10 protein-coding genes are annotated in these 11,914 nt (G+C 58.2%); 1 reads left to right on the top strand and 9 read right to left on the bottom strand.

The window, feature by feature from the left end; genetic code table 11:
* Positions 1-97 precede the first annotated feature (97 nt).
* The 8 genes from OKW52_RS18210 to OKW52_RS18175 all read right to left on the bottom strand — a co-directional run bounded on the left by OKW52_RS18210 (position 98) and on the right by OKW52_RS18175 (position 9,628).
* Entirely contained in the window at positions 98-463 is a 366-nt protein-coding gene (locus OKW52_RS18210) for a hypothetical protein (protein WP_264506961.1), read from the bottom strand.
* A gap of 338 nt (positions 464-801) precedes the next feature.
* On the bottom strand, positions 802-1,269 hold the full coding sequence (locus tag OKW52_RS18205; protein ID WP_264506960.1) for a hypothetical protein: 468 nt from the start codon (positions 1,267-1,269) through the stop codon (positions 802-804).
* A 757-nt stretch (positions 1,270-2,026) separates the two neighbouring features.
* Entirely contained in the window at positions 2,027-2,626 is a 600-nt protein-coding gene (locus OKW52_RS18200) for a class I SAM-dependent methyltransferase (RefSeq protein ID WP_264506959.1), read from the bottom strand.
* 292 nt (positions 2,627-2,918) lie between these two features.
* Entirely contained in the window at positions 2,919-3,551 is a 633-nt protein-coding gene (locus OKW52_RS18195) for a sulfotransferase family protein (protein WP_264506958.1), read from the bottom strand.
* A gap of 939 nt (positions 3,552-4,490) precedes the next feature.
* Positions 4,491-6,896, bottom strand: a complete 2,406-nt coding sequence (locus OKW52_RS18190) for an ATP-binding protein (RefSeq protein WP_264506957.1) — start codon at positions 6,894-6,896, stop codon at positions 4,491-4,493.
* Between the two features lie 272 nt (positions 6,897-7,168).
* Positions 7,169-8,035, bottom strand: a complete 867-nt coding sequence (locus OKW52_RS18185; protein ID WP_264507738.1) for a DNA adenine methylase — start codon at positions 8,033-8,035, stop codon at positions 7,169-7,171.
* Positions 8,036-8,151: 116 nt separating this feature from the next.
* Positions 8,152-8,979, bottom strand: coding sequence for a hypothetical protein (locus tag OKW52_RS18180; RefSeq protein ID WP_264506956.1), 828 nt, complete (start codon positions 8,977-8,979; stop codon positions 8,152-8,154).
* 1 nt (position 8,980) lies between these two features.
* Positions 8,981-9,628 (bottom strand): hypothetical protein, encoded by a 648-nt coding sequence (locus OKW52_RS18175; protein ID WP_264506955.1) that lies wholly within the window; start codon positions 9,626-9,628, stop codon positions 8,981-8,983.
* 220 nt (positions 9,629-9,848) lie between these two features.
* Here OKW52_RS18175 and OKW52_RS18170 point away from each other — a divergent pair, with 220 nt between their 5' ends.
* Positions 9,849-10,451, top strand: a complete 603-nt coding sequence (locus tag OKW52_RS18170; RefSeq protein ID WP_264506954.1) for a hypothetical protein — start codon at positions 9,849-9,851, stop codon at positions 10,449-10,451.
* Between the two features lie 464 nt (positions 10,452-10,915).
* On the opposite strand, the gene OKW52_RS18165 is transcribed toward OKW52_RS18170, so the two are convergent.
* Complete coding sequence (locus tag OKW52_RS18165; RefSeq protein ID WP_264506953.1) at positions 10,916-11,908, bottom strand: hypothetical protein; 993 nt, start codon at positions 11,906-11,908, stop codon at positions 10,916-10,918.
* Positions 11,909-11,914: the final 6 nt, after the last annotated feature.

Raw genomic sequence — 11,914 nt, 5'->3', positions numbered from 1 at the left:
GAGGGGAAATACGCACTACGGTTTGGGGGGCGGTCGGGCAGGGCGTGCGGCCACGTCGATGTGACTCAAGGCCGCCGCATGAAGGCGAAAAAAGCCCTTACCGCTTGCCGTTTCGCTCATTGGATTTCGTGATCGCCGCCCGTGCACATATCAGAATGGCTACAAAAACCCAGACTGCAAGGAAGCCCACCGAGAGCAAGTAAACTGGAACCAAAAGATTTGCGACAAAGTCTGAAATGAACTTGCACTCACCGTAGCCCTTAACAGCGCTGCCGCCGCAAAGGATCTCCGCGGCGACTGCAAACATCGACAACGGAATGACGATCAAGGCGCCAATCTTGGCGGTTAGGGTCATGACGCTCTTAACACGCGGAACAGTTGAAAAATGCGCCCAAATCAAGGCAATCGCCGTTGGTGACATATGAACTGCAAATGCGTAGATCCCCATCAGCACATCGAACAAATGAATTCCATCCTCGCGGCGTCTCAAGGCGCGCAAACTGCGATACGAGGACTTGCTTGGTCAAGCCAGACAAAGGCCAGCATATCGGACGTTCCCGACCTCCCCCTCAGAACAGCGGCAGCTGCCTGTGATCGCTGCGCCGTGGCCTCTTCGCCTCCTTCAGCCACTTCCGCACGCTGACATCGGTGACATGCAGCTTCCGGGCGATCTCCGACACCCGCAGGTTCTCGCTGCGGAACACGCGGGCGAGCCAGGGCTTGGCGGTGGGGATGCGGCGGTGGCACGCCCAATCGGAGGCGAGGCGCTGCGCGACAAGCGAGTGGGCTGCGAATGTGGCCCTATTCGGAAAGCCTGAGGCTGTCACTGTTAAGCACGCGGGTGATGCAAATGGGCATGCGAACCACTAAAGGGTCGAGTGGGAGAGTGACCACATGATATGAAGTGTCGCCAATTTCCGTGTGATACATCGAGCAGATATTTATCGGCCAGTGCGCTGGGTCTTGCCCAAGCTTCTGGGTGCGATCGAGTGGCCACTCCTGCATCCCCTCTTCCAAGAGCAACACGATGCCTTCGTCGAGGCTGGCACCGAGGCAATCGAAGATGTTTCCATCCCGATCTGCGAACAAGAAGGGCTCGCTCGCTGCTTGGAGGTCAAGTCTGCTCTCGACCTCAATGACTATGTCTTGCCAAAGCGCAGGGCACGTCGGGGCGTCGCTCATCGAATGCGCGGGTGAAACATAGATCACGATGAGCAAAATCAGCGAAATGAACCGTGAGTTCACCATAGTCTTGAGCGCTTGCGACATTCCTGGGACCCTATGAAACGACCTTAGCAACGCGCAGTCTGCGTGAAATTTGGATACGCGCAAGTGGGGGCTGGAACACCTAGGCCTGTCCGACTTCGGCAGTGCCACACGTTGCACTGTCAGTTTTGATGGCTCGCCCGGCATCTCCGCTCAGAACAGCGGCATCGGCCCACCGCGCTCCGTTCTCATGCAACTTGCAAAGTGCTCGGGCGGCTCGTTCTCTTGGAGGGCGTTTTCTCTGTGCCATGGCTGATCATCGCTGCGTCCGGGCAGATTCGGCAAGGGTTGCAGTGACCGATCGGCCCGAAAATCGCGTGCATGTTCGCAAGCTGGTAGCGGCATGTCGCGCAAAGACGAAATCGATAATTTTCAATGGGATATCCCAAACATGCACGCCGGTCGGGTAACTTGCGCGCTCGCGTGCATGTTCCAATTTTCGTGACCAGGGCCGTTTGCGCACAAAACCCTTTGAAATCAGCCTTCAAACCGCGTTAAAGGGCGTTGCGCGCAGAGTGCCTTGAGCAGGGAAGATTGTTTTTTCTCGGTTTTTCTGCAAGTTTGCCGGAGCGGCGTTCAAGCCTCGCGGACTACCGGCAAGTCTCTGAAAACCCTAGCGGATATCGCCTCTAATCGTCTTTTCTCACCTGTTCCCGCCTTTCTGCAAGAATTGCTGGCGCGCTTGTAGCGCGCCACCTATTTTTGCAGAGTTTGTCACGGAAACTTGCAGCAGGTGTTTGCCTCCTCGACCTGGTCGTGGCTACCTAGTCTTCCTCCGTAGCGCGTACTGACCATCATGATCGATCCGAACGATCTCGAACGGCTTAGTCCTGCAGAACTCTTGCACCGCGCGAAATACGCCGAAGTGCTTAGAGTCACGATTGGTCCAGCAATCGTCACCGAGGATCAGCCCTTCATGCACCAATCTCGTTGAGATCGCAGTCAAGTCGGCTAGCACTGCGTCAAACTTGTGAGCTGCGTCGAGGTACACCCAATCGAGCTTTACCTCGGGCGGCAGTGACCGCAGCCAGCTCTCGCCGCTGTCGACAATGACTTCGACGTTGCCCGCGCTTCGCTCTGCTCGATACCTTGCAGCTGCTTCACCGGCAGCGCACGTCAGTTTTCCGAAGGCTGTGTATTTGCCCCAATTTGGGTAGAACTCTCCGAAGGCACGGCTCCAAGGATCGACCAGGAATAGAGTCTTCGGGGTCGCTTTTTTCGCTAGATACTCCGAGAAAACGCCCGTGAAGACGCCTATCTCAGCGCCGATGGTGGAGGGCGGTATCATCTGAACAATGCCGCTTCTCGCTGAAATCCTGTGATCTACTGTCGCTTCGACGTCCTTGAGCACAGGGTGCATAGCATAGACCGGGCGCATGTCGACCGGCGACAAATTCCGATTTAGGGGGATCCGGAATCCGTTTGCGCGCGCCGATTTCGCCAAGATTGCAATCTGCGAAACATCATCGATCTCCGAATAGCCGTGGCGCGACGGCGCTGACGCTATTTGTCGTAAGCAAATATCTGGCTGGTCCGTGGAATCTCTTGGGAATTGGACGGCTTTTCGTTGGTCCAGTACTTCCAGGTTCGATGGGTCAGCCACATGTCTCGTTTGTACACTCTGGCTATCGTGTCGCGCAGCTCTTCAGTCATCAGCTCTTTTCTAGATACCGGCCTTCGCGACGCATTTTTTCTACTGCAAAGATCTTGGGGTCGAGTGACGGGACGGCGGGCTCAATCAGCATCTTGAGCGTTTTATCGACATCGGCGAGCATCAGCAATTTAAGGTCGAGAGACTTCATGATCGGCAACCGATCGCTCTGAAGGGTCCAATGAGGGTCAGCTACGATTTCGGCATCGCCCATCAGGCTCACCTCAATCCAGTTGATAAGGATCTCGCAATTTCGGCGGTGAGCCTCGGCCGTTCTCGCCTCCGGGTTCAGGCGATGGTACTCGACCAAAACCCCGCGCAGGTTGACAAAATTGTGCCAGCCCGTCCCGACCACCTTGTCGAAGTACAGCGAAAGAAAGCGCTCGATCGGGTTCCTCAGAACCGTGAAAGCGTATTCGTTCTTGCGTATCTGTTCGCGCGAAAAGCCCTTGTCGCCTGCTCTGCCGAAGTCCTCGTCGTTGTCGTGCACCCTGTTCGGAACAGGATGCGGCGCTCCATGATCCAGCTGCCACAAGACGTTTTTTACATAGGTACAGCCGCACTTGGGTATGACCAAATACTGGATCTCAGGGTACTTGTTGGAGCAGAAGAGGCGGTTTTCGGGACTTATCACGCGGTCTCTCCGATGGGAGCGTCGATGGGTGGGCACAAGACGCCCCTGGCCGATCTTAGTCCGACCCGCATGCTGTCCGAAAGGCACTTTTTGCCCATCATGTCTGGGTCTCCGCTTCCTTCCAAGAGTTGGCGTCGCTGAGCACAGGCGATGGCGGCGAACTCTGAGGCGTTAACGGTTTATTAACCTTTTCAAGGGAAAGTGGACGAGGTCGAAGTCGGCCCCCGCGCCCGGCAGCGATCATCTCGCCTTCAAAGCCTACTTCAGGGGGCACCGCCTTCATGGCTCGGTTCCAGTAGCGAGGCTACAGATGACAAACGCTGATCACATCAATCACATCTTCAAGGCACAGCCTGGCGAAATGCTGATAGTTGCAGAGCCCGTGAAGGCAGTTGATATGTGCAGGGGAGGGGCCGTGTCCTACATTCTCGGCGATACGCTAAGAGTGGAGTTCACAGCGGGACGTTTCATATGGTGCACAGATGATCTCGGGCGAGGTGTTACCTTTGATCGGGAAGACGCTGAATGCCTTGATAGGCCGGGATGCAACGTTCCTCGCTAGGATCCCCCAATTGGTAGAGCGACACCTTGTCTCTGTTCCCTTATCCTTGCGGCCATCTGAACATGTTTCTACGTTAGGCCCTGAACATCGCAGACAGGAGAACACTATACCTATGGCAATAGAACGTGAGGTCCGCTCCACTGTTGTCGGTGCGAGAGTCTCGCCTTCAGTGAAGTTAGCCCTTCGCGAAGCGTCCAAGGACAACCGTCTCACGATTGGCTCTATGGCAGAGAGAATTCTGAGCGAATGGCTGGCAAGCAACGGCTACCTTGTGCAGGGCGCAGATTCTGACAGGTCTAACTGGATGTAATTGGATCATGACATTGTCCCTGTTCAGACGTTGCGAACCCATGACGGTGAGGAGTTGGCATTTTCTGTCACGGTCTCGCAGCCGCGAGCGCTTCAAACAGAATTTTGCGATTTAGCGGTTTGACGACATAGCTCACAAAGCCCTCGTTCAAATATTCTGTGATCTGGTGCGACATGACGTTTGCGGTGAATGCGATAGCTGGCGGCAGAGGCCGACCCGTTTGACTGGCCGTAAGCGCAATCTGACGAAAGGCTTCGATGCCGCCAACGACCGGCATGGAAATGTCGAGCAACAGAATATCGAATTCAGCGTTGTCCCAAGCATCTACCGCCTGTTGCCCGTCTTCGACCAGCGTCAGCTCGACACCTGTGCCGCGTAACATCGTTTCGAGCACCAGCCGATTGGTGGCATTATCGTCAGCGGCCAGAAGCCGAAGCCCGGTGAGGTTATGCGACAAGGATTTCTCGGTGCGCAAAGTTGGGACCAATTTTTGTTCCGTGAGCGGAAGAGTTATTGAGATCGATGTCCCCTCGCGTAGAACTGAGTGGACCTCAATGTCTCCCTGCATCAAATTGACTAATTGGTGTACGATGGACATCCCGAGCCCGGTTCCGCCATGGAGCCGCGCTATAGATCCGTCGCCTTGAACAAATGGGTCGAAAAGTCGTTGCTGCTCATCTTGCGACATACCTGGTCCGGTATCCGAAATCCGCACAGTAATCGGCTCTCCGCACACGTTCGTAATCGAGATTGACACTTCCCCATGTTCGGTAAACTTGACCGAATTGCCGACCAAGTTGTGCAAGATCTGTGCGAAGCGATGGGCATCTCCCATTCGCGCCGGTCCCAGTTGAGTGAAGCTCGCAAGGTTGAGCTTCAGGCCCTTTTCTTCAGCGCGTAGCCGGTGGAGATCAAGAATGCGCTGAATCGCTGTTTCGGGTTGGAAGGGAACCGTCTCTAGTTCTAGCTTTTTGGCGTCGATCTTTGATAGGTCAAGAATGTCGTTCAGGATGTTGTGCAAACTCTGCCCGCTTTCACGGATCGTGGTGATCATCGTAAGTTGCTCTGGGTCGTTGTTCATACTTTCCAGCACCTCAGCCATCCCCAGTACGCCGTTTAGCGGCGTTCGAATTTCGTGGCTCATGTTTGCGAGAAAGATGGACTTTGCACGGCTTGAAGCGTCGGCTGCTTGTCTGGCTCGCTGCACGGTTGTTACGTCCATCCCTGCGCCCTGATACCCAAGAAATGCGCCGTGATCGTCAAACACCGGGCTACCTGACAGCTGAAGCCAGATCTCGCTGCCGTTATCTGTTACGGCTAAGCACAAAATGTCGTTGAAAGTTTCCCGCTTGCTGAGGTGCTCTTCGAGTGTGGCCCAAGTAATGTCTGACCGATCGTCTGCGCAATTGCGCGCCAGTTCGCTTAGGCGTTGTCCCAGAACGACTTGGCGTAGGCGGCCAGTGATGTGATGGTAGCTGCCCGAAAGATAGGTCAGCCGATGATCTGCATCTTGCTCCCAAACAAATGTTCTACTGACGCGAGCGACACTCTGATATCGTCCGTTCACCTCTCCACGCCGCTGCAAAGCGAAATGCAGACGTTTGACATTGCTGGCTCGCTCATCGAGCAGCCGACCCATGACTAAGTTGGGGATGACGATTAGTGCCGCACCGAGAAACAGCCAAATGCGAAGCGTCCAGAGATTTTGAGGGGTGTTTTGCCATCCGCCTTGCGGAATCGCCGCAATATCCCAATTGCCAAATGGCAGGGTGATCGGCATCTGCACCGGATCCCGATCCAAGATCGCCGCGTCTCCAAAGAAGACGCGCCGTTGAGCCCTCCCGGCGCCATGTTCGCTCAACGCTACTTGTATCTCCAGGCTATCGTCATTCAAGCCCGAAACGGCATAAAAACGATCAGCATCGATCACAACAGACACCAAGCCCCAGAACTGATCGTCATTTGTGCCATTGTCGACGAATACGGGAAAGCGGCTGATAAAGCCAACCCCACCTTGAACGAGGTCAATTGGTCCGGCAAGCACTAAGGCACCGGTGTCGCGCGCCAACACTGCGTCGTCGCGCTGAAGATCGTTCTCAAGGTAGTTCAAACCTAAAACTGCTTCGTTTCCTTCAAGGGGGTAGACATAGCGGATCACCATGTCGGGAGCAGCGACAAGGTTGCGAATTATTGAATTCTGATCCATCAGCCCTGCTGCGAGCGTGGAAAAGCGAGCAAAATTCATATCCGGTTCAGTTTTCAGCGTGGCAATAAGCCCGCGGACCAGCTGAATATTTGAGGAAACGGTGCCTTCGATATGCGCACGAACGACGCTTGCACTGCCCAAAACTTCTTGGCGAATTGCGAGTTGATGCTCACTCCTGTTTTGGGCTTCAACCAAGGTCCAGATTATGCCGACGACCGCCAAAGATATTGCGGTGGGGAGATTGGTCAGTCGAAAGATACGTCGCAACTTTCACTTCCTACGGGATGTTTACATGACACCATGTTGATGCATTTCCATGATCGATCTGTCATGTTGCTACAATCGGTCGCAACGGCGGTTTGGACTACTTTATCAGCTACCGTGCAACATATGAAACTGTTTGTCCTTGGACCACAGCTTTCCTAGCGCGATGAGCTTCAGTCGAGCGCGCCTCCATCCTTGCGCAAGCGCTGACCGCTTGCGCCCGATGCTGAAACGCTCACAACGAGATGGGCGCCACGCGTTGAGGCAAAGCAGGCCTACAGCGCAGTAGGCGCGCTCACGATCAGCAACTCCCCACGCTCCGGCACTGCGCCCTTCGCCGCGATCGAGTAGCTGGTCTTCACCTCTGTCATCTCGAAGCGCCCGAAGATCTCGCGCACCTCTGGCACGTCGTTCAGCGACAGCATGAAGCGCCCCTTCAACCGTCCCAGTTGCTCGGCCAGCTCGACAAACCGCTCACGGCTGAAGAGTGCCCGGCCGTAGTCGCCCTCAGAGCCGTAGTAGGGCGGGTCGAGATAGAAGAGCACGCCCGGTCGGTCGATGCGATCGATGAACTCGGCATAGTCCATGCAGGTCACGGTGACGCCGGAAAGACGCTCGTGCAGCGCTTCGAGATCTGGCTCGAGCGTCGTCAGGTTGAAGCGGGCAGGGCGGTCCGTCGAGATCCCGAAATTACGCCCTGAGATCTTGCCGCCGAAAGCGGTGCGCTGAAGGAACAGGAACCGCGCGGCGCGCTGCAGATCGGTCAGGGTGTCGGGATCGACGACCACCAGGCGCTCGAAATTTGCCTGCGTGGTGATCTGGAAGCGCAGCAGGTCGAGGAAGGCGACGTAGTGCTCCTGGAGGATGCGGAAGAGGGTGTGCACGTCGCGCTGGCGATCGTTGATGAACTCGGCGCGCGGCCGCACTGTGCGGCGCAGGAAGATGCCGCCCATGCCGACGAAGGGCTCGGCATAGGTCGTGTGCCGACCGGCGCGGGCATCGGCATCGATGAGCGCGCAGAGGCGTTTGGCGAGGTTGCGCTTGCCGCCGAGCCAGGGGGCTGCGGGGCGGGTCGCGGTGACGGTTTGGGTGTCGGCGGCAGAGGCGGCTGGATTTGGGGTTTTCTTAGGCAAGAGAATCAGCTCCAACTGGCCGTTCCTCGCGAGGGGGCGCGGCCTTGAGCTAGAACGGGTCGACGGGGTCAGGTGTGAGAGCTTTGGCCCCGTGTCGGGGGGTGGTGAGACACCCTCCGGCCGCCTTAGGCGATGCCGTAGAGATCCTTTATCCAGTCGATGATCGCGGTGTGCTGGGCGTTCGTGAGGATGCCGTTGCCGACACAGCCCAAGTGGAAAAGCCCATTGTCATTGGTAAATACCGCAGCCGTGCCGATGGCGCCGACAGCACCAATGCCAATGGGGCCTGTGACCATCTGCGCCGTTGGGTGCATCGACGTGAGGTTCCAGTTGTTGGTTTGCACGCCGTCCCGATAGGTGCGGGCATAGCCGGTCGTCACCTCGTATCGCACCGAATACACGTGCGGCAGCTCAGGGCTCGCCTCTTCGTTCACAATGTCCAGCGTGTGGGTGCTGTCGACGGCGAAAATGATCTTGTCGAGCGCATTGGGGCGATAGATTGCCGTTCCGAATCCGCTGCTCGCGAGCACCGACATCATGACCGTGGGGCTGTCTTGATCCCCTGGCGTCACGCAGAGCACCATCCACAAGTCCGGGTTGTTGGCACCATCATAGCCATCGACCTGCTCTGCGATTGTCGAGCGCGCCCCGTTCGGCGACGCAGGGACTGTGAAATCAAGCGCTGGATTTGTGGCAGATGCGGCCCCGGCCGGGGCACCAGCGGCGAGCGGAAATTGGTACTCCACATCTGGGAACAGCGCGTCCTGGATGAAGGCGTCATAGGCCGACTTTTGGTAGTACCGGTCAGCCGCGCCAGAAGTGGGATAGATCAACCCCCGTGCGCCACCGGCAATCATCGCCTCCAGCGCCGCTGATTGCAGCGCCGAACTTTGAGCGCCGCCCGCAGGTCCTGTCAGGCCTACCGGCCCTGAGAGTTTAAGCAGTCCAGCCATATCACCAGCCCTTCGTTTCGAGTTTCAGTTTGATGCGCTTGGCGAGCGCGATGTTGCCGACATCGGGCACCATGTGGATCTTGTTTGCGATGCTGTGCGTGACCCAAACCCCGGCCTCTTTGACCAGCAATTGGCCGACAGGGTTCGATCCGTCGGCGACCGACCGGATGTAGTAATCGAGGTCACTTCCTGTGCCGTTACTGGGCAGCCCGGCTGCAGAGCGATACCCGCTGAAAGTCAGATCGTTGGGGCGCCAGCTGACGGCGGAATAGTCAAAAAAGTAGCTGAAGGGGACAATGCCCCAGGTGTCGGCGGTCTCCTTCTCTCGCTTGCCGGGATGCCAAAGATCGGGAATGGTGGGGCTCGCCGTGGCACAAAGCTCTGCCCGCGTGTCGAAGAGGAACTGCGGGTAATAGTCCCGGATGAAATCCCGCATCCGAGCGGTGTTCGACCCCGAACCGTTGGCGTAAGCTTGCTGCTCCTGGTCGACCACCACGATGCGACCGCTGAACGTGGCCTCGTACTGCCCGAGCTTGCTCATCAACAGCACGCGCGGTTGAGTGGAGCCAGAGATTGCTGCCAGGCGGGCATTGACCTCGTTGACCTGTTCGAGATCGCCGCCGTTGTTCTGGCCGTGCCAGGCGATCATAACCCGATCCCGGTAAGGGTCTCCGAGATCGCGAGATCGTGCGCTCGACATGGCCGAGGATCTCGTAAGATTGCGCCCCGCTCATACTTTGCACTGTCACCGTGCGGTCTGACAGGATGCTGACGATCTCGGCAGCGGCGTATCCGGGCATGGAGTCCCCGACCCACCAGATGTTGCGCGACAGCACAGCAGGGGCCTTCGGCTCTACAACGGCGTTGAGATGGACCGCCGCCTGCGTCGTGGATTTGTCGGCGCGGCGCACTTCGATCTGATCGGCGCGCTCGCACAGCAGGCACAAGGGGCCATCGTCGAGCACGGTGGTTACGGGTTCGCCGGGGATACGCACCCACCCGCCACCTTCGCGACGCAGACCGTCACCTTCGACGAAATCGCCGTCACTGGCGGTCACGTACCAAAGATCACCGTTCTGGGGATCGACAGGAGGGGCAGCGGCAGGTGTTGCTGTTTCGCCCATCAGGCAAATGTCGCGCAGGCGGGCTGCACGCGCCCAGTTTCGGACGTCTGTCACGCCGGAGTTCCGCGTGCGCCCGGTATAGATCAGGCGATCGCCAACGCTCAACGCGATACCCTTGAAGGTCCCGGCCTCGGTGATTGTCACGAACTGACCCGCCAGCAGCGGGTCGACGGTTGGGGCTGCTTGCTTGATCCATGCCGATCCGTCGGAGACTGCCAGGTCACCTTGGGCGTAAACAACGCCGCCGACCTCGTTGCCAGACACCGCGGATTGCTCGAAATACTGACCCACCGCGTAATCGCTCGCCGCATCAAGCGTCGTTGTGAAGGTACCGGCACTGAGCAGTGACCCCGTCACACCGGGAGCGAACGTGCCAACGTAATGGCGCCCACGAATGACCAGGCCCCAGGAGCGGCGAAACTCGAGGGTTGTGCCGCTGTCATTGGTGCCGATGATCTGCGACGCGACAAGGGAAGGCAGGCGCACCCAGCCAATACCGGAGGCATCGGTCTTCACGTCCAGCTTTGAGCGCCGAGCCCGCACGCTGGTCGCTGGTGCTGAAACGACTTCGCCTGGCTTGAATACGGTATCTTCGCCGCTCAGCGCATGACCTTGCCACCGCGTTTCATTGCGGACGCGGTCATAAACCAGATCCTTGGCGACGCGCCCCATCGCATCTTGCAGCCGCAGGGATACGCCCCGTGGCAAAAATTCTGGACCACCAACCCGCGCTGACAGGGCTTCGACGTCCGTCGCCAGCGCGTGCCCCGTAAACCGCCAGGTCGCCTTGTCTCGGTCCCAAAGAAGATCGGTCATGACCTTTCCGTTCGCGCCCGACAGGCGCAACCCGACCCCCGAGGCAAAAGTTCGACGCCGCCAATCTGTTTGATGGTCAACAGCATCTGAGCAACGGTCGCTTTGAGATCGAGTGCCGCCTGTTGCGCGAAGCTCACCGGCTTGTTTACATCCGCCGTGTTGTTGACGTTGCCGAGGCCGAGGTTGTTGCGCGCTGTCGATGCGCTTGGCAGGTCCGACAGGTTCGATGCCGCCGCCAGGCGCGTCGCCAGCAACGTCGCCAGGCCAGAGATATCGTCGGTCGTCAGCGTCACCTCCCCCGTGCGGCCAGCGACGCTTTGGACCTGATTGGTATAGGCCTCGCGCAGCCAGTTCCCGGCATAGGTGCCGGTCGACGCATTGTTGACGATCGCGACCAGTCGATCGGAAACCGCGAATGCCTGCCCGTCGACCGTCCCCGCATCGGTTACGAGATAGATGAAACCGGCCTGAGCCGTTCCGTCGCCAGGGAATGTCCCGGACGATGCGTCCCACCCGCCCTTGAGGACGAGAGCGGCATTGAGCGAGGCTACCTCGGCCGCCAAGGTGTCCAGATCGATGGTACTGGTCACCGTCAACAGCCCAAGCTTTGCCGCGAGCGCGTCCAGATCGACATCACCTGTCACCGTCAGCAAATCGACCTTTGCGGCCACGTCATTGAACACGTCCTGGTTGGGGCCGCCGCTTGGCAGGTCACCGATGCGCGTCCATGTGCCCGTGCCAGCGGCCCCGTCCTTGCGATAGCGGCCGTCATGCCCGGGCGTCTCGTCGCCGGTGACGTAGCCCTGCGATCCGTTTGGCCAATCGAGATCGCCCTCGAGTTCGGCAAAGGTCGCGTAGCTCGGACCCTGAAGCGCGGTCAGCGCGGCCAGCAGCCACAGGAGGGATACCCGGACGGTCGAGCCGTTGTAATTGCCAAGAAGCTCATCGACGAGCGCGCTTTGATCGAGGTTGGTGGTGCGGATGCCCATGGGTGC

Origin of the sequence: Pararhodobacter zhoushanensis (assembly GCF_025949695.1) — a bacterium.
Classification (GTDB): domain Bacteria; phylum Pseudomonadota; class Alphaproteobacteria; order Rhodobacterales; family Rhodobacteraceae; genus Pararhodobacter; species Pararhodobacter zhoushanensis_A.
The sequence above is the reverse complement of the archived record's forward strand: the minus strand, read 5'-3'. Positions and strand labels throughout refer to the sequence as shown.

Bases quoted from the DNA above. Each gene is read 5' to 3' on its own strand.
- OKW52_RS18205 (WP_264506960.1), bottom strand. From the start codon at position 1,269: ATGTCGCAAGCGCTCAAGACTATGGTGAACTCACGGTTCATTTCGCTG.
- OKW52_RS18200 (WP_264506959.1), bottom strand. From the start codon at position 2,626: ATGCACCCTGTGCTCAAGGACGTCGAAGCGACAGTAGATCACAGGATT.
- OKW52_RS18180 (WP_264506956.1), bottom strand. From the start codon at position 8,979: ATGGCTGGACTGCTTAAACTCTCAGGGCCGGTAGGCCTGACAGGACCT.
- OKW52_RS18175 (WP_264506955.1), bottom strand. From the start codon at position 9,628: ATGATCGCCTGGCACGGCCAGAACAACGGCGGCGATCTCGAACAGGTC.
- OKW52_RS18170 (WP_264506954.1), top strand. From the start codon at position 9,849: ATGGACCGCCGCCTGCGTCGTGGATTTGTCGGCGCGGCGCACTTCGAT.
- OKW52_RS18165 (WP_264506953.1), bottom strand. From the start codon at position 11,908: ATGGGCATCCGCACCACCAACCTCGATCAAAGCGCGCTCGTCGATGAG.